This window comes from Neobacillus sp. PVCKKU3, assembly GCF_058323225.1.
Genome location: NZ_JBLVQN010000033.1, coordinates 52,242 through 75,060 on the forward strand (window position 1 = coordinate 52,242; position 22,819 = coordinate 75,060).

A 22,819-nucleotide genomic window follows, 5' to 3' on the forward strand; every position below is an offset into this window, starting at 1 on the left:
ATGATTGGTGAACGAATAAAAAAATTACGAAAGCAAAAAAATTTTTCGATAACTGAGCTTGCTGAACTCGCGAACGTCTCAAAATCATATCTAAGTTACATCGAGCGGAACCTTAATAAAAACCCATCCATTTATTTTTTACAAAAAGTGGCAAGACCTTTAGATGTCACTTTAGAATATTTGCTGACTGGACTTGATAATGATGATTTATCCCCCAGCGAAAATGAACTGGACGAAGAATGGAAGAAAATTATTGAAAAGGCAATTGAAGACGGAATAAATAAAGATGATTTCCGAGAATACATTAACTATATTAAATTCAAAATCTGGGAAAAAAATCAATAAAACGCTTACTTCAACAACTTAAACAAGAAATAAAGAAAATACATTGACACCATTCATATAGTGTAGTAAATTTTATAAATAGTCAAAATATTAATATGTTCTTATCAAGAGAGGTTGAGGGAAGGGCCCGGTGACACCTCAGCAACCTTCAATGTCTTTAACATTGAAACGGTGCTAAGTCCTGCAAATTGTTACTAATTTGCGAGATAAGAAGAGTGACAGATGTATTGTACATGCAAAGGTCTTCTTCTTATAGAAGGCCTTTTTTTAATATCAAAAAGGAGTGTAGACAACAATGTATAAAATCGATACGAAACTTGCTCAAATTGGGAACCGCAGTGAAACTACAACAGGAACCGTTAATCCCCCAGTATATTTTTCAACTGCATTCCGGCACGAGGGGATTGGACAATCAACAGGCTTTGATTATATTCGAACCGGAAATCCGACACGCCAGTTGCTTGAGAAAACCATCGCCGATTTAGAAGGTGGAGATCAGGGCTTTGCCTGCAGCTCTGGAATGGGGGCCATTTTAACAATTCTTTCCTTATTTCAGTCTGGTGACGAATGGCTTGTCAGCGAGGATTTATATGGCGGAACCTACCGTTTGCTCGAAAAAGGCTTTCAAAAGTGGGGCTTGAAAAGCCAATATGTAAATACCTGTTGTCCTGAAGAGGTTGAAAACAACATTACACCAAATACAAAAGCAATCTTCTTGGAGACACCAACTAATCCGCTTATGCAGGAAGCCGATATTGCCGCCATTGCAAAAATTGCCAAATCGCATGACATTTTGTTAATTGTGGACAACACCTTCTATACCCCTCTTCTGCAGCAGCCGATTGCACTTGGTGCAGATATCGTGATTCATAGTGCAACGAAATACCTTGGAGGCCACAATGATGTTCTAGCTGGACTGATTGTCGCGAAGGGTAAGGAACTTTGTGAAGCATTGGCCTTCCATCATAACGGTGCGGGTGCCGTTTTAAGCCCCTTCGATTCCTGGTTGTTAATGCGCGGGATGAAAACATTGTCGCTCCGTATGGAACGGCATGAGAAAAACGCTAAGGCTGTTGTTGAGTTTCTTTCCAATAGCGATGCGGTGACAGATGTCCTTTATCCAGGAAGAGGCGGAATGGTTTCTTTCCGTATTAAAGATGAAACGTGGGTAAATCCGTTCCTACAAAACATAAAACTGATTTCGTTTGCTGAAAGCCTTGGCGGAACCGAAAGCTTTATCACGTATCCAGCGACCCAGACCCACGCTGATATCCCGGAAGAAATCCGAATTGCACAAGGTGTCTGTAACCGTCTATTGCGTTTTTCTGTAGGAATTGAAGATGCAGAGGATATTATTTTTGACCTAGAGCAGGCTTTTGCTAAGTTAGTTGAAGGAGTTAATGTGTGATGGAACACGAAGAATTTAGTTTTGAAACTAGACTTCTTCATAATCGGCATAAAATGGATGCACAAACAGGAGCAGTCAGTGTCCCGATCCAGCATGCATCTACCTTTCATCAGTTTGAAATTGACAGTTTTGGAAAATACGATTACGCCCGCAGCTTAAATCCAACCCGGGAAGCTCTGGAGGATATTATTGCAGAACTCGAAGGCGGAACCCAAGGGTTTGCCTTCTCTTCTGGGAGCCTGCTGCGACTTTCAGTCGGACTTGAAAAGCCTGAAGACTTGATTAAGGACTTTTCACAAGCTTTGGAAAAGCTGCAGGTGAATAAGCTCTCTCAAGGAGAATAACGATGAGTTTTTTAGAAAAATTACAAAATCAAATTTTGATTGCCGACGGGGCCATGGGAACAATGCTTTATTCCTATGGCAAAGATTCCTGTTTTGAAGAATTGAATCTTTCCCGCTCTGAGCAAATTCAGAATATCCATAAAGCCTATATAGATGCCGGTGCCGATATTATTCAAACGAACACCTATGCGGCCAACTATTTAAAGCTTGGACGATACGGGCTGGAGGATTCAGTCAAGGACATCAACAGTGCCGCTGTACTAAATGCCAAAAAAGCTGCCGAGAACCGTGCCTATGTGCTTGGGACCTTGGGGGGCAACCGCGGCATCAAGCCCAAATCCATTTCAATAGAAGAAATTAAACGGAGCTTTCGCGAGCAGCTGTATTGCCTTTTATTAGAGGGAGTTGACGGCCTTTTACTCGAAACCTTTTACGACCTGGAAGAGCTTGAAACCGTCCTGACCATCGCCAGAAAGGAAACCAATCTGCCAATTGTTGCGCAAGTTTCCCTTGCAGAACCGGGAATTTTGCAGGACCGTACTCCTGTCAATGATGCTCTGCAGAGACTTGAAGGGCTAGGCGCTGACGTTGTCGGCCTAAACTGCCGGCTTGGCCCGCATCATATGCTGGTTGCGCTCGAACAAATCGAGCTGCCTAAGCGAGCCTTTCTTTCAGCCTATCCAAACGCCAGTCTCCCTGCTTATACGGATGGAAAGTTTCATTATGATGGTGATGCCGATTACTTCCGCAGGTCTGCGGCTGAATTCCGCAAGCAAGGTGTCCGACTTTTAGGAGGATGCTGCGGCACAACACCTGAACACATCAGGGCATTTGCCACCGAATTAAAAAACAGCACTCCGATAACAGATAAAATAGTAGAATTAAAACCAAAGAAAATCATAGTTGAAGATCGTCCTGCCAAGCGGGACTACACCCCTCTTCAAGATATTGTGCAGGAACGGCCATCAGTTATCGTGGAATTAGATCCTCCAAGAAAGCTTGATACAACGAAGTTTTTTGAAGGGGCAAAGGTTTTAAAGGAAGCAGGAATTGATGCGATTACACTAGCAGATAATTCTCTTGCGCAAGTGAGGATTTCCAATGAATCTTTAGGCTATTTAGCAAAAAAAGAACTAGGAATACGGCCGCTTATCCATATATCCTGTCGGGACCGCAACATTATCGGTCTGCAATCCCATTTGATGGGTTTACACACGTTAGGAATGCATGATGTTCTGGCAATCACTGGCGACCCTGCGCGTGTAGGCGATTTTCCGGGGGCTTCTTCCGTTTATGATGTTTCTTCATTTGAACTGATTCAAATGATTAAACAATTAAATGAAGGTTTATCTTTTTCCGGAAAGGACTTGGGCCAGAAAACGGCGTTCAGCATTGCCGGAGCCTTTAACCCGAATGTCCGCTCAGTGGAAAAAGCGGTCAAACGGTTGGAGAAGAAAATTACGCATGGGGCCGACTATTTTATCTCCCAGCCGGTTTTTTCCGAAGAAAAACTGCTTGAAGTCTATGAACATACGAAACATTTAAAAGCACCAATCTACATCGGCTTAATGCCGCTTACGAGCAGTAAAAACGCGGAGTTCCTTCATAATGAAGTGCCAGGCATTAAAATTGCCGACTCCATTCGTGAACGGATGGCCGCGCTTCATGATAACCCGCTCCAAGCGGCAAAAGAAGGCGTTGAAATTACCAAGGGGCTAATCGATGCAGCCTTAGATTTATTTAATGGAATTTATTTAATCACACCATTTTTACGCTATGAGCTTACTGCTGAACTGGCCCTTTATGCAAGGCAGCGTGCGTGTGAACTGAGGGGGAACAGCTATGTCGAAAAGACCATTTATTGAGCAGTTAAAAAGACGTATCCTTGTCATGGACGGTGCGATGGGAACGATGCTGCAGCAAGCAGGTCTTTCTGCCGATGATTTTGGCGGTGAACAGTACGAGGGCTGTAATGAAAATCTCAATTTAACTGCTCCAGCAGTTATTGCGCGCATTCACCGCGAATATTTAGAGGCCGGAGCTGATATCATCGAGACTAACACATTCGGTGCCACCAGCATCGTCTTAGATGAGTATGAGCTTGGATATAAAGCTTATGAAATCAATAAAATTGCTGCGATGATTGCTGTGAAGGAAGCTCAGGCAGCTTCCAGCGAGGATTGGCCTCGCTATGTGGCCGGCTCCATGGGACCGACGACAAAGACATTAAGCGTTACCGGCGGAACAACCTTTGATGAACTCGCTGCCTCCTATGAGGAACAGGCTATTGGCTTGATTGACGGCGGAGTTGACCTGCTCCTTTTAGAAACTTCTCAAGATATGCTGAATGTTAAGGCTGGCTATGTCGGCATCGAAAAAGCGTTTGAAAAAACCGGCAAAACATTGCCGCTGTTTATTTCTGGAACAATCGAGCCAATGGGAACGACTTTGGCGGGACAAACGATTGATTCCTTTTATATTTCCATCGAACATATGAATCCAGTGGCTGTTGGGTTGAACTGCGCAACAGGACCAGAGTTTATGCAGGACCATGTGCGCTCGCTCGCCAATCTGTCTGGAACGGCAGTCAGCTGCTATCCGAATGCTGGCCTGCCTGACGAGGAGGGCCACTATCATGAGACACCGGAAACACTGGCGAAAAAGCTGGGTGACTTTGCCGCTCATGGCTGGCTCAATATTGTAGGCGGCTGCTGCGGTACGACCCCTGATCACATTCGCGCCATTGCCGATGCAATGAAGGATTACAAGCTAAGGGAATTCCAGCCATCCTCCCATCATATGGTTTCAGGAATTGAACCGTTCATTTACGATGATCCAACTTTAAGGCCGATCATGGTTGGAGAACGGACCAATGTTATTGGGTCACGTAAATTTAAACGTTTGATAGCTGAAGGTAAATTTGAAGAAGCGGCAGAAATCGCCCGGGCCCAAGTAAAAGGCGGAGCTCACGTCATTGATATCTGTCTTGCTGATCCGGACCGTGAAGAGCTTATCGATATGGAAAAATTCATCACTGAAGTCGTCAAAAAGGTAAAGGTGCCGCTTGTCATCGACTCAACAGATGAAAAGGTTATTGAAAAGGCGTTGAAGTACTCGCAGGGAAAAGCGATTATTAACTCCATTAACCTTGAGGACGGCGAAGAGCGTTTCCAAGCGGTAGTACCGTTAATTCACCGCTACGGGGCTGCCGTTGTTGTCGGGACTATTGATGAAACCGGCATGGGGGTTACTGCAGAACGTAAATTGGAAATTGCCCGCCGTTCGCATGATATCTTAGTCAACAAATATAAATTGAAGCCACAGGACTTAATTTTTGACCCATTAGTGTTTCCTGTAGGTACAGGGGATGAGCAATATATTGGTTCCGCTAAAGCCACGGTTGATGGCATCCGCTTAATCAAAGAACAGCTGCCCGGTGTGCAAACGATACTCGGCATAAGTAATGTATCCTTCGGGCTGCCGCCGGTTGGACGGGAAATATTGAATTCCGTATTCCTCTACCACTGCACCCTAGCAGGACTGGATTATGCGATTGTCAATACTGAGAAGCTCGAGCGCTTTGCTTCCATCTCCAAAGAGGAAGTGGCACTTGCCGAGGCTCTATTATTTGATACGACCGATGAAACATTGGCTGTTTTCACTGATTTTTATCGGGATAAGAAGAAGGAAGCAAAAGGCACAACGCTCGATATGAGTCTTGAAGAACGGCTCGGCTACTATATTGTCGAAGGTACAAAGGAAGGGCTCCTTCCGGATTTAGATGAGGCGCTTGCGAAGTACCCTGCTCCGCTTGATATTATCAACGGCCCGTTAATGGACGGAATGAAGGAAGTCGGACGGCTGTTTAATGATAACCAGTTAATCGTCGCCGAAGTTCTCCAGAGTGCAGAGGTCATGAAAGCCTCCGTTTCCCACTTGGAACCGTTTATGGAAAAAGGCGATGTGTCTGCCTCAAAAGGAAAAGTCATTTTGGCCACGGTAAAAGGCGATGTCCATGATATTGGGAAAAACCTGGTCGATATTATTCTCAGCAATAACGGCTACGAAGTCATTGATCTTGGGATTAAGGTAGCACCCGCTGAATTGATTAAAGCCATTCGCGAGATACAGCCGGACATGGTTGGACTTTCCGGTCTTTTGGTAAAGTCGGCCCAGCAAATGGTGTTAACGGCACAGGATATGAAGGAAGCAGGCATCTCCCTCCCTATTCTTGTAGGCGGTGCGGCACTTTCCCGCAAATTTACGGATACAAAAATTGCCAAGGAATACGAAGGACTTGTTCTTTACGCAAAGGATGCGATGAATGGCTTAGCACTCGCCAACCAGCTTCAATCCCCAGAGGAGCTTGAAAAATTATTTGCCGAAAAACAGGAAAAGCTGGCCTCCTTAGATGTTCCAAGAGAGCTGCCAGTTCGATCTGCCTCCTCAGTGGCTGTAAAGCAAAGGGCTGCTATCTCTACTGAGGTTCCAGTTTTTGTTCCAAAAGATACAAAACGGCATGTTCTAAAATCCTATTCCTTGTCACATATAGAACCTTATATCAATATGCAAATGCTGTTGGGCCACCATCTCGGTGTGAAAGGGAAAATTGCAAAATTGCTGGCCGAAAAGGATGAGAAGGCTTGGAAAGTAAAAGACATGGTCGATAATTTACTAGCCGATGCCAGCGCAAATAGCTGGATTACACCTGCGGCTGTTTATCAATTTTTCCCGGCACAATCAGAGGGAAATAAAGTTCATATTTATGATCCAGAAAATCTTGAAAAGGTTATCGAGACGTTTGATTTTCCTCGTCAGGAATCTGCACCATATTTATGTTTGGCAGATTTCCTAAAGCCAGTCGATAGCGGCGTGATGGATTATGTCGGCTTCTTTACGGTAACTGCCGGAAGGGGCATTCGCGAGCAAGCTGATCAGTTTAAAGCGTCCGGCCGCTTCCTTGAAAGCCATGCCCTGCAGTCGCTCGCTCTTGAAAGTGCCGAAGGTCTGGCAGAATTGATTCACCGGCAGATGCGTGACCGCTGGGGCTTCCCGGATCCTCTAACCTTTACAATGCAGGACCGTTTCGCGGCTCACTATCAAGGCCAGCGCTTCTCATTTGGCTACCCTGCCTGCCCTGAGCTGGAAGACCAGAAAAAGCTCTTTAAGCTAATCCAGCCGGAGGATATCGGTATCCAGTTAACAGATGGCTGTATGATGGAGCCTGAAGCATCTGTTTCTGCCATTGTTTTCGCCCATCCAGAGGCAAGGTATTTTAATGTGTTAAGATAGTCATATGAAGATTCCGTGGAATAATGTTCCGCGGAATTTTTTTGTTTAGGAAGGTCGACATATTGTGAACATTTCTTGACATTTTTTAATATATCCATTATAGTTACCTAGGTAACTAATTATTAATTTGGAGCGTATTATGATCAATCACGAATTAATCCATACCCTTCATCAATTATCACGACGTCTAACAAATAAACTGAATGAAGCACTGAACCCAACGGGATTATACGGTTCGCAATGGGCCGTTATTTTTGTTTTAAAAAACAAAGGCTCATTAACTCAAAAAGAGCTGAGTGAATATTTAGCTGTTGAAGCCCCTCCCATGACCCGAACGATCCAGCGCATGGTTAAACAAGGCTACGTTAAACAGATTCCCGGACAGGATAAACGTGAAAAACGAGTTCAATTAACGGATGAGGCGCATGCCAAATATCCGGAGTGGGAGAAAATCGTCATCGAATTGAATAAATCGTTGCTCCCAAAATCACATAAGGAGGAGCTTTATCAGCTGCAAAAAAGCTGGCTTGAACAGCTCTATTAAAAGGAGTGCATTAAATGTCTAACAAACCAAAATTATGGACGAAAAATTTTATTGGTATTTCGGCAAGTAACTTTTTCTTATTTTTGACCTTTTATATTTTGCTTGTGACACTTCCAAGCTATGCATTGAATGAGCTTCACACAAGTGCTTCACAGGCAGGATTAATGACAACCGTCTTTTTGCTTTCTGCTATTATTTCGCGGCCGCTTGCAGGTAACTGGCTTGAACGTGCCGGTAACAAAAAGGTGCTGTTAACCGCGCTGATTCTTTTTGCCGCAGCGGCTCCCTTCTACCTATTCCCTAAAACAACAGCTGGATTTTTAGTGATCCGCCTGCTGCACGGTATCGGTTTTGGTATGGCAACAACAGCGGCAGGAGCGATCGTTGCTGACATCATTCCTTTTTCACGAAGAGGGGAAGGAATGGGTTATTTCGTCTTATCAACCAATATGGCCATGGTATTAGGACCATTTGTCGGGTTGATGACGATGCAGCAATGGGGCGCTAAAATCATGTTTATCATAAGCATTGCAGTGGCGATTGGCGCGTTGATTACCGGGCTAAGCGTTAAACTTCCGAAACAGGAACAAGACGAACAAAAGGTGGCCGCAGCCTTCTCGGTCCGAAATCTGTTTGAGTCTTCTGCTGTTCCGATTGCCATCGTCGGCGGTTTCTTGGCAATTGTTTATTCAGCGCTGCTTTCTTTTGTATCCATCTATGCAGCTCAAATTCATTTAGAGCATGTTTCGAGCTTGTTCTTTGTTGTTTATGCGGTGGTCCTGCTAATTTCAAGACCATTTACGGGAAAATGGCTGGATTTATATGGTCCTAACGTGATTTCGTACCCATGTCTCATTCTATTCGCAATTGGAATGGTCGTCTTGAGCCAAAGTAATGGAGCGGTTACGTTCCTCCTCTCTGCAGGCCTAATCGGGTTAGGCTGGGGAACACTTTTTCCAACCTTCCAAACGATTGCGATTCAAAATGCAGAACCTCGAAAAAGAGGCTTGGCGACAGCAACATTTTTATCCATTTACGACACAGGAATCGCACTTGGGTCATTCTTAGTGGGCATAATTGCCGCCAAAATGGAATATAGCTCGATGTATTTCATCTGCGCATTTTATATTTTAATCGGCGTTGGTTTATTTTATGTTCTTCATACAAAAAGGAAAACGACTGCAAAGGCGCAATCTAGAGCACAGGAAATCTCATAAAATGCTTATACAGGAATGAACCTAAGAACCATCAAACCTTAGACGGAAATGATGGTTCTTTTTATTTTTATTTCGTTTTACAAAAGGTTTGAAATAAGCAGTTCATTTTACTTTTAGTTTGTAATTGGCTACATTAATATTGAAAAATAAAAATTGGAGGTTTTAAAAATGTTTGATGTTGTTATCGTTGGTGCAGGCGCTGCCGGAGCAAGTGCTGCTTTATTTACTGCAAAAGCTGGGAAACAAACATTGGTTGTTGATAATGATAAGAGCATGACTAAACGGGCGTGGATTGAAAACCATTATGGCGTAAAAGAAATTACAGGCCCTGAACTTGTGGAAACCGGAAAAGACCAGGCTCGTAAATTCGGTGCGGAAATTGTTCAAGCGACCGTTACCAACATTACGAAAACTGATGCTGGATTTTCAGTAGAGACCGATCAAAAAACGTTCGAAGCAAAACATGTCATTATTGCGACCGGTGCCCTGACTGACCTTGCTGAAAAGGCTGGCTTAAATACAAAGCCAGGTACAGAACCAAGAATCAAAACAGTTTTTGATGTAAATGCCGAAGGAAAAACAAACATTGACGGTATCTGGGCTGCCGGTACTGCTGCTGGTGTCAGCGTACATACAATTATTACTGCCGGTGACGGCGCAAAGGTTGCCATCAATGTGATCAGCGAAATCAATGGTGAGCGTTACGTTGACCATGATGTTTTAAAAGCTTAATTATAACTGGAGTTTACCCAGTGATAACATATCCCCTTTTGTAAGGGGATTTTTTTTATTAAAATTCAAATTTATTTTCTGTCGGCTGTCAGTTAAAATTGAGGTGTAGGAGATTTCATGGCCTATGGCCCAGTAGATAAAAATTGAATAAGGAGACTTTAATGATCAAACATGACAGCAATATTAACCTGGTGACAGCCGGTCTGCTTCTGGCCATTTTGATGTCAGCGATGGACAACACGATTGTGGCCACGGCGATGGGGACGATTGTTTCCGACCTTGGCGGGCTCGATAAATTTGTTTGGGTCACCTCTGCCTACATGGTAGCCGTCATGGCGGGCATGCCGATTTTCGGCAAACTTTCCGATATGTATGGGCGGAAACGCTTTTTCCTGTTTGGGTTAACGGTGTTTTTGATTGGTTCGGCCCTCTGCGGATTCGCGCAAACCATTGTCCAATTAAGTATATTTCGAGCCATTCAGGGCATTGGCGGCGGCGCATTGATGCCGATTGCTTTTACGATTGTCTTTGATATTTTTCCGCCGGAGAAACGCGGAAAGATGACCGGCCTGCTCGGCGCAGTTTTCGGCCTATCTAGCGTACTTGGCCCGCTATTGGGTGCTTATATTACGGATTATATCAGCTGGCATTGGATTTTCTATGTTAATATCCCACTTGGACTCGTTTCAATTATTTTAATTGTTCGTTATTATCATGAATCCTTACAGCATTCAAAGCTTAAAATTGATTGGCTTGGCGCGGTTACCCTGGTCATTTCGGTTGTCAGTCTTATGTTCGCGTTGGAGCTGGGCGGGAAGGAATATGTTTGGAATTCTGCTCCGATTATCAGCCTGTTTGTTAGTTTTGTGGTCTTTTTTGTTGGATTTTTTATAGCAGAATTCAAGGCTGCAGAACCGATTTTACCGTTATGGCTTTTTAAAAGACGGTTGTTTGCTGCATCGCAGATTCTCGCCTTTTTATATGGTGGCACGTTTATTATTTTAACAGTGTTTATTCCGATTTTTGTGCAGGCGGTATACGGCGGAACGGCCAAAAATGCAGGTTTGATTTTAACCCCGATGATGCTAGGATCTGTTGCCGGGAGCTCAATCGGAGGTATTTTTTTAACAAAAACGTCTTATCGGAATTTAATGATCATCTCGATAATCTCATATGTTGTTGGCATGTATTGCCTAGGTACCATGACCGAGGATACGTCCCGCTTGATGCTGACCATTTTTATGATTCTTGTCGGCTTTGGTGTCGGCTTCTCCTTCTCCCTCCTGCCCACCGCCTCGCTTCATAACCTGGAATCGCAATATCGGGGCACAGCGAATTCCACGAACTCGTTTTTGCGCTCGTTTGGAATGACGCTGGGGGTAACGATTTACGGTACGATTCAAAATAATGTCTTTACAGATCGTTTGAAAGAGGCATTTAAGGGAATGCAAGGCGCTGGCGCTGGTGGACAGGGTGGCGGGTTTAAAATGGGGGATCCGCGGGAAATCTTTGAAGCAAGTGAACGTGCGAAAATTCCTAGGGTCATTTTAGATAATATCATTCATGCGTTGTCGGAATCAATTACCTATACCTTTACGCTTACGTTGATTCCGATTGCTTTGGCGGCTGTGACAATATTCTTTATGGGGAAAGCTCGGGTTGAGGTAAATAAAGAAGGTTCGCGGGAGTAATTTAGAGCACTGGATCCTGTTTTGGGGTCTGGTGCTTTTTTCAATCCGCCAATAGAAGTGCCAGAATCGCCAATTGAACTTATTAATTCGCCAATAGAAATCCAAAATCCGCCAATATAGTGTAAAAAATCGCCAATAAGAAATTTCTTACAATCTAAAGGTTTTCTTTTTTTAATAACAGACACAATCTTTTAACAAATTCCGATAAAATTCGGCAGGATTCTCCCCCCTTTTTTAGAATTTATTTTTCAAAACGAAAGGAGAGGTTACCTTGCTTATAAAAGACAGGTCAATTCCATTAAAAATTCTTATTCTGGCAGCTATTTTGCGGCGCCTGCCACTTAGTAACGAGAAATACCAGACTATTTTGGATGAACTTCGAAGGCGGGAGGCAGGATACCAAGGAGAAAAATCACTCGATTTCTATTTTCGAATGCTCCCAAAAGACAAATATATGATTCTCCATGATTTAAATCTTCCCGATGATGAATTTAACCTTCAAATTGACACTCTTCTGATTACTCCTGCATACGCCTTAGTTATTTCAGTTAAACATATGGCCGGGAAATTAATAATTGATACCGAAAATGAGCAATTTACGCAAATCGTTAATGAGAAAGAAAAGGGTTATCTTTATCCGGTAGCTCAAGTAGAGCGGCACCAAAAATATATTAAAAAGTTGCTGGCCGATCTTGGTTTCCCCCCTTTACCCGTTGAATATCTAATTGTCTTTAGTAATTCGTATTGTACTTATGTCGTGTTTGGCCCCAATTCCCGCAAAGTAAAGCCCCGTACCTGTAAGGCTGATGTTCTTCTCAATAGAATTGAATTCTTCGAAAAATTGTATCCAGTTGCAATCCTCAACGCGAAAGAACTCCGAAAACTTTGCAAACTTCTGGTAAAGCTGAATACACCGCCAACTAAGTATCTATTACAAAAGTTTGGACTTAAAAGGTCAGATCTGCTAACCGGAGTTCAGTGCCCTTATTGCGGTTATCTTCCACTAATTCGTAAAAAACAAAAATGGTACTGCTCCCGCTGCGATAAATATTCTGCTGATGCCCATATGAATGCGTTGATGGACTATTTTTTGCTTTATGATATGAAAATTAATAGTCAAAAATTTCGAGAGTTTATACATTTAGAATCAATTCATACTGCGAAAAGACTGCTTCATTCTGAAAAACTAAATCATACTGGAGAAAACAGGTATAGAGTTTATTTTCCCAAATCATTCCCATGGTAAGAATTCAATTCGCCAATAGAAGTGTCAGATTCGCCAATAGAATCTTATAATCCGCCAATAGAAGTCCATAAATCGCCAATAGACTTGAAAAATTCGCCAATAGAAATTTTAAAAAAGGAAATTGTCCCTTTTTAAGTGCAAATTTATGATTTTTTTCGTAAATTACCCTTTTCAAAGACTTCATAAACAAGTTTTAAAACAAAAACATCAAAAGGACGCGCAAAAATCGGCGTCCTTTTAATGTTAAACTTCCAAATCCCTGCCCTCACCCGCAATATGAAATAGTAAATGCGCTAAATGATGAACCGGGCCATATTCTTCTTCGTCCTGTTCGTCTTGTTCTTCATTAAATTCAAAATCATTCAGGTAGAGGGCCATAAATTCGTAAAAATCCTTAAGCTGGAAGGAATAGCAGGCAACTGGATCTTCGTTGTCTTCTTCATACTGGAGCACCATGTAGGAGATGTCCCCGTCTTTGTCTGCTCCATCGAAAAAAATGAAAAGGCCTATGTTTGTGTCCAGTTCAAATAAATGTCTTGTTCCGCCTTCTGTCGCTTTTTCAAATTCCTCTTGATTTAATTTCTGCACCTGCATCGTATCAACATTATCTTCTTGATGAAAACTTACCACAAAAGATTTCATTAAAATACCTCCCAAATCACTGCAAAAATTTTAAACACATTATAAATAGCATAACCATTTTACTGGTTTTCTTTCGAGTCTTCCTGATAGTGTTCATTCAGGAAGGGATTTTCCGTCGTGGCAAAATTCACAGATAATAAGCTCATTTCCGGATCTAATCCGTAAAGCCCTTTATCGGACTTGTCTTCTGCCTTCCCGCTTTGAAACTGCGGCTCTTTGTTCCTATCGGTCATAAGAAACACCTCTTCAAAAAATTTACTACTTAGTATGCACAAAAAAAATCCCTGAATAACCAGGGATTTTTCATCAACCAACTGGAGGTTGGATTGGCGGTGGTGAAGACATGTAAGTAGAAATTGCCACATCGTTAGTTGCCTTTTCTACCTTCCCGCTGCCTGCAAATGTGACCAGACCAAGCACTGAAACGGAAAGAACTACTCCAATAATAAACTTCTTCATAAATCTGCCTCCTCTTTTTATGTTATTTTATTTAAATAATTGAATGCTTCCAAGGCCATACCCTTTTCTGAGTAATAATCAGCTAGCATTTTATAATAATGAGTAAGGTCCTCATGGGATTCATTTTCCTCTTCTAAAAAGGGTATTACTTTTGATTCTAAGTATTTATAGCCCTTTACCGGAGAAGACATAAGCAACAGATAATATTCGCTTAAAAGTCTAAATTTCTTTACCCCTAGATCCTTTGCCAGAGAATTTACCTCTTGAAAGCATTCTATCGATTTTTCCTTTGCCCCTAAAAAGTAATTAATTTCTCCAATGGAATACAAAGTAACGAGATAATGCTGATTAATGTTCGGCTGCAGTTCCAAACTTTTTTCATAATAGAACAGCGACTCATTAAGATGCTTCATTTTAAATTGCAGATGCCCCATATTGTGGTAAATCTGCGGAAGTAACTGTTCTTCTTTAAGTAATTTAGCATTCCGGATAATATGCTGAAAGCATTCTTCAGCTTCTTCATATATGTTTGAGTTGGTATAATTGATTCCTAACAGCATAAGGGTATGAAGAATCCGAATAAAGTTGTGCTGATTCATAAACATTTGCAGCGCCAGCTTGCCAAAATGAATGGCATGGCCTGATTGCTCAAGCGAACTTTTTACCAAGGCTCTATGGTAAAGGAATTCACCGCTAGCTGCCTCATGTTCATTATCGATATACAAGGTATCAAATATATCATCTGCATTTTTAAACTGGCCCTTTAGTATTAAAAATACCGCATTATAGTAACGAAATAAATAATCTTCATGTTGGGAAAAATTTTTCTTTTGTTTATACAATAAATCTTTTTGATGCTCAGCTTCGTCTAATTGCCCTTTAAAAAGTAGATACCTATATTTATATAACTCCCAAATATAGATATACTTTGAAAAAGGAATTAAATGTTCTATCTGTCTTAGTTTCTGATAAGTTTCCTCTATTTCTTCTTTTAAATAAAAGTTAATCCTGTTGCTAAATTCTCGTATGAGTGCTTTTATTTTTTCCTCATTTTCCTCCATCTCTTCCATGCTTATTTGCAGCCGTTCAAGCAGAAGGGCAATGGTCTCCTCGTTTGCTTCTTTGGAGTTGTTCTCAATTTTACTTAAATGGGGAACCGAGCATATCCCTTTAGCAAGCTCTGCCTGGGTGATTCCTCTCTGGGTACGATAGTATTTGATCAGTGCTCCAAATTCCATTATGTCACCAGCTTGCCTCTCTTTTTTACACTATTTTACAACAATACTTTCTTTTCTTAAATATATTTTTTTCAGACTATTTGTAAAATAGTAAAGGAGAGGCTCTTTTCGCTACCTAGTGGTTATTTAGCCAAGAAGGAATCATGTGTCAAAGCGGCGGGGACCTGTGCCCCCGCGACCTATTATTATTATTTTACTCTAGGGAAGCCGAAACCTGATGCGATGTCGTCGCCTGTTGCTGCTCCAGAGCCTCCTTTAATATCAACTAATTTTGCCCGGTTTTGCAATTCGGTGCGAAGCTGGGTATGGGACCAGGTTGGATTTGCCGCCCAAAGCTTCGTTGCAAGCCCGGAAACATGCGGAGTTGCCATAGATGTTCCGCTAATCGTGTTATAGCTGCCATCATTCCACGTCGATTCAATCGCTCTTCCCGGCGCAGAAACTTCAACATCACGTTCCTGGATGATATAATCGCCTGCAGTTGCTGGATTTCCACGTGATGAGAAATCCGCGACACGATAGGTGCCATTTTCCTGAACATTTTCCAATGCAGCTACGGCTACGGCATTTACAAGAGCGCCAGGGTAACCGATGGTGTTTGAGCCAGGTCCATCATTCCCAGCGGCGGCGACAACAAGCACTCCTTTACCATATGAATAATTAACTGCATCTTCGATGAGGGTACTCTTGGTGCTTGAGCCTAGCGACATTGAGATGATGACCTTTGAACTGGTACGAACACTTTCATCAGCAACCTTACGAATGGCTGCGGCAATATCATCCGAATACCCTGAACCTCTATCACTCAATACCTTATAGGCCCATAGCTTTGCTTCTGGTGCAACCCCATAAATTCCGGTGCCATCGCTGCCCCCATTAGCGAGTATAGTTCCGGATACATGAGTTCCATGACCGTTTCCATCATTGCAGCTGCCATCCACCAAATTGGCCTTCATTTGTGAAAAATCCTTGCATTGTTCCACCTTACCAGCCAGGTCCTTATGATTGATAACCCCTGTATCTAATACCGCAACCTTTATTCCACTTCCGCCGGATGTCGCTGAAATACTGGCATCATTATAAATTGCCTCTATTCCCCATGGCGTCCTGTCACTTGGTCCGGTAGCAGTCCCGCCCCCCGGTTTTGCCTTAGGCTCCGGTTTATCTGTGAGCTGCATTTCCGGGAGATTTTCAATTGTAAGGTTTTTATTTTTCAAAAGTGCTTGGTATTGCTGGGAATTGACAGTAGTCGTAAAGCCCTCAGCTCCAAAATCCCAGCGGACACCATAATTGGCTTTGGCTTTGGCCTTTTCCACTGCCGGGCCTTGAATGAATACTCGGTAAGACTCATGACTGCTTGTTTGTCCAAAGGCACCTGAAGCAAACGTCGAAATTCCCATGACTGCACTGAGTAGAACCGTCCCCAATAATCTTCTTTTTTTCATCCAGAAACTCCCTCCGAAAAGTATGTACAGCGTTTAGCGCTGATACAAAAAACTATTCGGCAAAATCACAACCGATGCCTGGTAGTCAAGCTATCTAATGTTGGGAAAATTATTTATTTTTTAAAATTAACTACAAAAAGTTATAGTCTTACTAATCGTGAGCTCTTACAACATAAAAAACCGTCCCTCTTCCAAGGGGCGGTTTTAACTTTTAAAAATATTTCTTCTTCCAAAAGATATATGCCGTTAAACAGGCTAAACAAGCCGAGAGAATCAATGGGATGGCAAATGCATAGGTGTTTTTCTCAAATGGAAGCTCTACGTTCATTCCGTAAAAACTCGCGACCATCGTCGGCAGTGCAAGAATAATAGTGATGGAAGTTAGGAATTTCATAACGATGTTCAGGTTATTTGAGATAATCGACGCAAATGCATTCATCATTCCCGTTAAAATAGAATGATAGGTTTCCGCCATCTCGATCGCCTGTGTTTTTTCAATAATCACGTCTTCTAATAAATCCTTATCTTCCTCATACATTTTCAAGTAATTAAAGCGCAAAATTTTATCCATAACGACCTTGTTTGACTTTAGAGAAGTAGTGAAGTAAACCAAGCTTTTTTCCAACGCAAGAAATGCGTAAAGCTCTTTATTTTTCAAGGATTGATGGACAACCCGCTCAATCTCATTAGTTTTCTTATTGATTTGTTTTAAATATCGAAGATAATAAGATGAAATGACAAATAATATCTGCAGGGCAAAACGTGTTTTTTTGAAGGTGTAAAATTCCTTTACCCTGTTTTTCCGGAATTCATCAATAATTGGCGAGTCCTTCAAGGAAACGGTAATAATATTATCATCGGTCAGAATAATGCCGATTGGGATTGTCTCGTAAACGGCAAGACCTGATTCATCATGAACAATATAAGGAAAGTCGACGATAATGTAGATTCTGCCATCGTCACGCTCAATCCTTGGGCGCTCTTCATCGTCCAGCGCATCTTTGATAATGTCGATGTCGACCTGTGCGTCATTCGAAACTTTGGCTATTTCTTCTGCTGTCGGGGCGTACATATTTACCCAGCAGCCCTTTGAAATGGCATCCACCTTTTCTAACATTCTTGTCTCAGTGCTTTTAAAAATTTCTAACATGCCAAAACCTCCTCACTCTCATTTTTGAGGAAGCCAACCGCCTTTTTTTAGAGTTGATATTCTTGCAGCAGCCAATTTCATCAATTCAAAAAACACATTGACTTCCCCGCTCCTTTCAGGGTCAGGGTCTATGGAATAACTCAAAAATATCAACTCCTTTACTGTAGTTATTTTATTTTTTTAAGGGTACCGCAAGACGCAGCACCCTATACCAATCCTATCATAAACCCAAATTTCCGAAAGTACAAATCAGTTTTTTTTGGTAAATTATTTTTAATCCGGAAAATAAGGGTTTAAATGAATAAGCACTTCTTCGATATTGTCATGCTGTTCCATCAGCTTTACCTTAATAGATCTGGCAAGATCATGCCCTTCCTTAATGGTCTTAAAATGGTCGATGGAAATGCGTAAGTCAACTAAAATATAATGACCGAGTTCTCTAGCCCTAATGCGGTCGATCCGCCTCACATCGGAAAATTCATTGATAATAGCAATATATTCTTGAATGGTTTCATTGTTAATATTCCGTTCCAGTAAAATATCGAATGCTTCAGTTAACATTTCTTTGGCAATTTTAAAAATGAGATAGGCGACAAAAATACTTGCTACCTTATCACCGTACTGCAGAAGATGAATCGAAAAGCGTTCACCGATGATGGACAGCAGAACACCAATGGCAGCCGCAAGCGAAGCAACAATATCGGCTTTGTGATCAAACGCAATTGCTTCAATCGCTTTTGAGTTATTCTGTTTGGCCACGTTCATGGAACTTCTATATAAAACCACTTTTGCAACGTAAGAAAATACCGCCACCCACATCGCCAAAAGGCTCGGTGATTCGACCTCCTTGAAGAAACCTGTAATCCCTTCGAATACAAGATAAATGGACACAAGGAACAATAAAATACCCACAATTCCTGAAACAATGACCTCTGCTTTCCCATGTCCATATGGGTGCTCCTTATCGGCAGGTTTATTGGCAATTTTTATGACAAGCAGAACAATAACGGATGCAAAAACATCGGCAGCCGAATGGATTCCATCGGCAAATACGGCATCACTATGGCCATACCAGCCTATTATCATTTTTCCTAAAGTAAGGATAATATTACTTATGACACTTATCCAGGCAATTTTTTTCGCCAAAGCTTCTCTTGTTCCCATAACAACCCCCTAAAACTAACCCAAGCTGCTCCCTCTACTCTTCATGCCCGTCTTTTTCTTTTTTAATCATTTCAATTTCTTCGATTATCGAGATTCTGTTAATTTCATCATGCAAAAAGTGAAATGCCTGATCCAATTGTTCCTGTGATGGAAATTCATTTCTCTTCTTCATATATAGTGCCCCTTCCATGGATTTATTTTATAGGAGTAAGACTAAAATAAAAAGAAACAATACAGATGTAATACGAAAAGCGAATGCGCCTTAACCAGGCACTGCAGCTAGACAATTATAACAAAAAGGAGAGAGATACATGGTAAAAAAAGACCCAAAAAAAGGAACTGAAGTAGCGGGCAGTTTCTTTCATCCCAGTTATTATCAAAATAGCGATCCACTTTCCTCCGGTTTTGCCACGACTCATGAGCAGGTAAGCGATGTCTATGCCGAGGGTGAAATCGGTGCCGTCATCGAAAATGAAGACGGTGCAGACATTCCACTGAATAACAATAAATCAGAGTAAAAATCAGAGAAAACAGCTCTCGTTTGAAAGCTGTTTTCTTTTTTTAAGAATCAGTTCCTTTGCTATCTATCATCCCTGTCCACATACGGGTCGTGTTCATAAGCAGGTAAATCCCCAAAGCTTGTCATGATGCCTTCTTCATCAAGTGCATCCTCATATTTTTCATGCTGTGGATTAGGATAAACAGTGATATTTTTTCCATACAAATCATTGCCGACAAAATTTTCATAGTCCTCGACATAGCCGATATTTTCATCTGCCTCAACGTACACGTCCTGATAATCATCCTGCGGGAAGGCTAGGTCGGATGGCGTGTCTGACGTTCCCCATTGGGCAACTGTCTGCCAGGAATCCTCTGCATCAAAGGCAACGCTCTCGTCCTTTTCATCCATATCAAATTTACCAAATGGCGGCATGAGGACACCTTCTTCGACAGGACGTTTGTGAGAGGTTACCTGATCCGGGCTATGCTCAATGCAGTACGTGGTGTTCGGCAAGGCTTCCAAACGCTCTAGCGGAATCTCTTTGCCGCATACCTCACATTTCCCGTATGTCCCATTTTCCATCGCCTCTAAAGCCTGGTTAACATTTTGGAGCTCTAATTTATAGTGTTCCAGTAAGGCATTATCTTTTTCCCGCTCATATAACTCCGTCGCCTCATCGGCCGGATGATTGTCGTAGGAGGATAATTCCCCCATTGACTCATGAGCATGTCCTCGCTCCATGCCTAAGTGGTCATTTTGCTCCAAATGTGCCTCCAGTTCACTCTTTTCCTCTAATAATTGCAAGCGCAAACCAGCCAGCTTTTCTGTCGATAACATCCAAATCTACCCCTTTCATTAGAAAAGCGTTTGTCATAAAAAATCTATATCATGCCTGTGGTGTCCAATTTTGTCTAGTTCCTCTTTAGTTTCATTTGTTTCGCGGCGGTTTATGTAATAAAAATTTAATTCCATCAAAAAACAAACAAACATCCTTTAAAGATTGAATAAGAAACAGGGAGGAGTATATCTTAAGAAATATATTTGAGCATTAGAAAAGAGGGATTAATTTGGTAAATGAAAACTTTGATAAGTTTAAAAAAGTGCAAGAAAAACACCAGGGAGAGTATTTAGGGACAGATAGAAGACAAATGCCTGGCCTAAATGATGAAGACTATAATAACCAAAGCATTACTGATAAATCACCAGGTACCACTGGGCGCAACGCATAGCCGGGGCAAAAATCAGTATAAAAGGAGATATTATATGGGCAAGTCAACGTCTGGCGCAAAGGAAACTACTTTGCGCTGGTGGCAGCTTTCCTTGTTTGGGATTGGCTGTACAATTGGGACAGGTTTTTTCCTGGGCTCGAGCTTGGCAATTAAGATGGCGGGACCGTCCATTTTAATTGCCTATTTAATCGCTGCGCTTGGCACCTATTTTGTATTTGATGCCCTATCAAAAATGACCGCCAAAGAGCCGCTCGAGGGCGGCTTTCGGTCTTATGCCAAAAAGGCTTACGGCAGATGGGCTGGGTTTAGCAGCGGCTGGGTTTATTGGTGTTCAGAAGTTTTGATTATGGGAAGCCAAATGACCGCTCTATCTATTTTTTCGCGTTTCTGGTTCCCAAACGTTCCCCTATGGGTATTTGCTGCCGCTTACGCTATCCTTGGATTGGCCGTCATTCTAATTGGTGTAGGTATACTGAATAAACTGGAAAATGTTCTTGCTGTCTTAAAGGTGGCAGCCATTTTAATGTTTATCATTATTGCCTTGTTGGCCATATTTGGCGTGATAGATGGTGACCGTCCGATTCAGTATCCTAACAGCAAAAAAGATTTCTTTCCGGGCGGAATGAAAGGTCTGTGGTCTGCTGTTATTTTTGCCTACTATGCTTTTGGCGGCATTGAAATTCTTGGTCTGATGGCAACTAAATTAAAAGACCCTAAGGAAGCTCCAAAGGCCGGCAGGGTTATGCTCTTTTCCATGATGTTCATCTATGCTCTTTCGATAGGGATTGCCGTCACTATGGTCAATTGGCAGCAATTTAATTCGAAGGAAAGCCCGTTTGTTATTGCATTGGATGCTTACAACCTTTCGTTTGTGCCGCATATCTTTAATGGCGCTTTAATAATTGCCGGCTTTTCTACCATGGCTGCTTCACTTTATGGAGTAACCAGTGTTTTAGTTACCCTTGCAAAAGAGGGGGATGCTCCGGCAAGCTTTGCAAAGGAAGGAAAGCTAAAGATTCCGCTGCCTACACTAATTCTTACGATAATCGGCATTACTGCATCTGTCGTGTCAGCTTTACTGATGCCCAATCGAATTTATGAATATATAACGTCGGCCGCCGGATTGATGCTGCTTTATAATTGGATGTTTATTCTTGTTTCTCCAAGAAAAATTCTTAAGATAACTGCTAAAGATAAAATAAAATATTATCTTGGAATTCTGTTAATTTTAATTGCGGTAAGCGGCACCTTATTCCATGCTTCCAGCAGACCAGGCTTCTTCATTAGCATTGCGTTTGTGGGAGTGATCGGTGCAATTACCTTAATCATGAGAGTGAAATGGAAAAGAAGTGAGAAGAACAAAAAGAAAACCCTCCTTAAACCATGGCCGACAGCTTAATCCGGCAAAAAGGCGGCTAAATGCCGCCTATTCCCTAAAGTGATTAAAATAAAATACTTATCGCCTGAAAACCAAAATACATGCCGAATGCTATTAAAGAAAGACCTGAAAGTATCGAAATTATCACGAGAAGCCTTGAGGTTAAAAAATTTCGAAAGCTGCTGGCCACACTCGCCATCATGACATCCCAAATCAACAGCCCAATAAAAATAGCGCTGCTGTACAATACAAGCCTCCCTGCATCATAAGAAGCTGCTGTTTTCGCAAGAACAGAGCCGTAAATTCCTAGCCAAAAAAGGATGGTTAAAGGATTTGAAATCGACATAAAGAACCCTGTCAAAAATGATTTTAACAGCGGTTCCTTTCCCCGATAATGCTTCATATGAATTTTCCCAGCATTGAGGATTGTTTCCACCCCAGTATAAATGAGCACAAAAAAGCCAAACAGCCAAAGAAATGTCTGCATAAACTCAGTATCGAGGAACTTTACAACTCCTATGTAAACGACCAGCATATACACGCCATCGGCAACGACCGCACCTACTCCAATCAGCCATGAGTGCATAAAGCCACTCCGGATTCCCCTGTCAATTTGCGCTGCATTGATTGGACCAATGGGAGCAGCCAGTGATAGCCCTAATAAAATATAACTCAAAAATACATTCATTTTCTCTTCTCCCCCCAAATAAGCCTGTCTATCCATATGTATTCCTGGGAGGGAGGTTGTACGACAAAAAAGAGGAGCTCTTCTTCCTCTCAGGCTGTCGAAGAG

General features: G+C 42.0%; 23 protein-coding genes, 1 pseudogene and 1 riboswitch. Of the genes and pseudogenes, 13 read left to right on the forward strand and 11 right to left on the reverse strand.

What is annotated here, in order from left to right; translation table 11 throughout:
• From ACNQGS_RS20410 to ACNQGS_RS20455, 10 genes and pseudogenes are all read left to right on the forward strand, one after another.
• Entirely contained in the window at positions 1-345 is a 345-nt protein-coding gene (locus tag ACNQGS_RS20410) for a helix-turn-helix domain-containing protein (RefSeq protein ID WP_491488961.1), read from the forward strand.
• A gap of 98 nt (positions 346-443) precedes the next feature.
• Positions 444-558: riboswitch (SAM riboswitch) on the forward strand.
• Positions 559-640: 82 nt separating this feature from the next.
• Positions 641-1,753 carry a methionine biosynthesis PLP-dependent protein gene (locus ACNQGS_RS20415; protein WP_491488962.1) on the forward strand — a complete coding sequence of 371 codons (1,113 nt, stop codon included), beginning with the start codon at positions 641-643 and terminating at the stop codon, positions 1,751-1,753.
• Positions 1,753-1,989 (forward strand): annotated as a pseudogene (locus ACNQGS_RS20420) (PLP-dependent transferase); the annotation flags it as partial. The gene ACNQGS_RS20415 and the pseudogene ACNQGS_RS20420, both read left to right, overlap by 1 nt.
• Positions 1,990-2,099: 110 nt before the next feature.
• A complete protein-coding gene (locus ACNQGS_RS20425; protein WP_491488963.1) occupies positions 2,100-3,962 on the forward strand; it encodes a bifunctional homocysteine S-methyltransferase/methylenetetrahydrofolate reductase in 1,863 nt (620 codons plus the stop codon).
• Positions 3,940-7,389 carry a methionine synthase gene (gene metH / locus ACNQGS_RS20430; protein WP_491488964.1) on the forward strand — a complete coding sequence of 1,150 codons (3,450 nt, stop codon included), beginning with the start codon at positions 3,940-3,942 and terminating at the stop codon, positions 7,387-7,389. The genes ACNQGS_RS20425 and metH overlap by 23 nt, the downstream gene beginning before the upstream one ends.
• Before the next feature lie 139 nt (positions 7,390-7,528).
• On the forward strand, positions 7,529-7,933 hold the full coding sequence (locus ACNQGS_RS20435; protein WP_491488965.1) for a MarR family winged helix-turn-helix transcriptional regulator: 405 nt from the start codon (positions 7,529-7,531) through the stop codon (positions 7,931-7,933).
• Between the two features lie 14 nt (positions 7,934-7,947).
• The gene (locus ACNQGS_RS20440; RefSeq protein WP_491488967.1) at positions 7,948-9,150 is read left to right on the forward strand and encodes an MFS transporter; all 1,203 of its coding nucleotides are present in this window, start codon (positions 7,948-7,950) and stop codon (positions 9,148-9,150) included.
• Between the two features lie 168 nt (positions 9,151-9,318).
• Entirely contained in the window at positions 9,319-9,882 is a 564-nt protein-coding gene (locus tag ACNQGS_RS20445) for an FAD-dependent oxidoreductase (RefSeq protein ID WP_491488968.1), read from the forward strand.
• Positions 9,883-10,043: 161 nt separating this feature from the next.
• Entirely contained in the window at positions 10,044-11,573 is a 1,530-nt protein-coding gene (locus ACNQGS_RS20450) for an MDR family MFS transporter (protein WP_491488969.1), read from the forward strand.
• A gap of 271 nt (positions 11,574-11,844) precedes the next feature.
• A complete protein-coding gene (locus tag ACNQGS_RS20455; RefSeq protein WP_491488970.1) occupies positions 11,845-12,819 on the forward strand; it encodes a nuclease-related domain-containing protein in 975 nt (324 codons plus the stop codon).
• Positions 12,820-13,062: 243 nt separating this feature from the next.
• Here ACNQGS_RS20455 and ACNQGS_RS20460 read toward each other — a convergent pair whose 3' ends face one another.
• From ACNQGS_RS20460 to ACNQGS_RS20500, 9 genes are all read right to left on the reverse strand, one after another.
• Positions 13,063-13,461, reverse strand: a complete 399-nt coding sequence (locus ACNQGS_RS20460) for a cytosolic protein (protein ID WP_378582753.1) — start codon at positions 13,459-13,461, stop codon at positions 13,063-13,065.
• A 59-nt stretch (positions 13,462-13,520) separates the two neighbouring features.
• Entirely contained in the window at positions 13,521-13,694 is a 174-nt protein-coding gene (locus ACNQGS_RS20465; RefSeq protein ID WP_491488971.1) for a hypothetical protein, read from the reverse strand.
• 73 nt (positions 13,695-13,767) lie between these two features.
• Positions 13,768-13,920 carry a hypothetical protein gene (locus tag ACNQGS_RS20470; protein WP_464491369.1) on the reverse strand — a complete coding sequence of 51 codons (153 nt, stop codon included), beginning with the start codon at positions 13,918-13,920 and terminating at the stop codon, positions 13,768-13,770.
• A gap of 17 nt (positions 13,921-13,937) precedes the next feature.
• On the reverse strand, positions 13,938-15,158 hold the full coding sequence (locus tag ACNQGS_RS20475) for a helix-turn-helix domain-containing protein (protein WP_491488972.1): 1,221 nt from the start codon (positions 15,156-15,158) through the stop codon (positions 13,938-13,940).
• A 188-nt stretch (positions 15,159-15,346) separates the two neighbouring features.
• Positions 15,347-16,603 (reverse strand): S8 family peptidase, encoded by a 1,257-nt coding sequence (locus tag ACNQGS_RS20480; RefSeq protein ID WP_491488973.1) that lies wholly within the window; start codon positions 16,601-16,603, stop codon positions 15,347-15,349.
• A gap of 211 nt (positions 16,604-16,814) precedes the next feature.
• Entirely contained in the window at positions 16,815-17,753 is a 939-nt protein-coding gene (locus ACNQGS_RS20485; protein WP_491488974.1) for a magnesium transporter CorA family protein, read from the reverse strand.
• 18 nt (positions 17,754-17,771) lie between these two features.
• Positions 17,772-17,897: a hypothetical protein gene (locus tag ACNQGS_RS20490; RefSeq protein ID WP_284036236.1), complete on the reverse strand. Its 126-nt coding sequence runs from the start codon at positions 17,895-17,897 to the stop codon at positions 17,772-17,774.
• 129 nt (positions 17,898-18,026) lie between these two features.
• Positions 18,027-18,917: a cation diffusion facilitator family transporter gene (locus ACNQGS_RS20495; RefSeq protein WP_491488975.1), complete on the reverse strand. Its 891-nt coding sequence runs from the start codon at positions 18,915-18,917 to the stop codon at positions 18,027-18,029.
• 34 nt (positions 18,918-18,951) lie between these two features.
• A complete protein-coding gene (locus ACNQGS_RS20500) occupies positions 18,952-19,089 on the reverse strand; it encodes a hypothetical protein (RefSeq protein ID WP_213144381.1) in 138 nt (45 codons plus the stop codon).
• A gap of 139 nt (positions 19,090-19,228) precedes the next feature.
• On the opposite strand from ACNQGS_RS20500, the gene ACNQGS_RS20505 reads away from it, so the two are divergent.
• On the forward strand, positions 19,229-19,435 hold the full coding sequence (locus tag ACNQGS_RS20505; protein WP_491488976.1) for a YozQ family protein: 207 nt from the start codon (positions 19,229-19,231) through the stop codon (positions 19,433-19,435).
• 62 nt (positions 19,436-19,497) lie between these two features.
• Here ACNQGS_RS20505 and ACNQGS_RS20510 read toward each other — a convergent pair whose 3' ends face one another.
• Complete coding sequence (locus ACNQGS_RS20510) at positions 19,498-20,256, reverse strand: TraR/DksA C4-type zinc finger protein (RefSeq protein WP_491488977.1); 759 nt, start codon at positions 20,254-20,256, stop codon at positions 19,498-19,500.
• Between the two features lie 230 nt (positions 20,257-20,486).
• Here ACNQGS_RS20510 and ACNQGS_RS20515 point away from each other — a divergent pair, with 230 nt between their 5' ends.
• Positions 20,487-20,648, forward strand: coding sequence for a hypothetical protein (locus ACNQGS_RS20515; RefSeq protein WP_491488978.1), 162 nt, complete (start codon positions 20,487-20,489; stop codon positions 20,646-20,648).
• A 34-nt stretch (positions 20,649-20,682) separates the two neighbouring features.
• The gene (locus tag ACNQGS_RS20520) at positions 20,683-22,047 is read left to right on the forward strand and encodes an amino acid permease (RefSeq protein ID WP_491488979.1); all 1,365 of its coding nucleotides are present in this window, start codon (positions 20,683-20,685) and stop codon (positions 22,045-22,047) included.
• A 43-nt stretch (positions 22,048-22,090) separates the two neighbouring features.
• Here the strand turns inward: ACNQGS_RS20520 and ACNQGS_RS20525 are convergent, their stop codons facing one another.
• Positions 22,091-22,714 carry a LysE family transporter gene (locus tag ACNQGS_RS20525; protein ID WP_491488980.1) on the reverse strand — a complete coding sequence of 208 codons (624 nt, stop codon included), beginning with the start codon at positions 22,712-22,714 and terminating at the stop codon, positions 22,091-22,093.
• Positions 22,715-22,819: the final 105 nt, after the last annotated feature.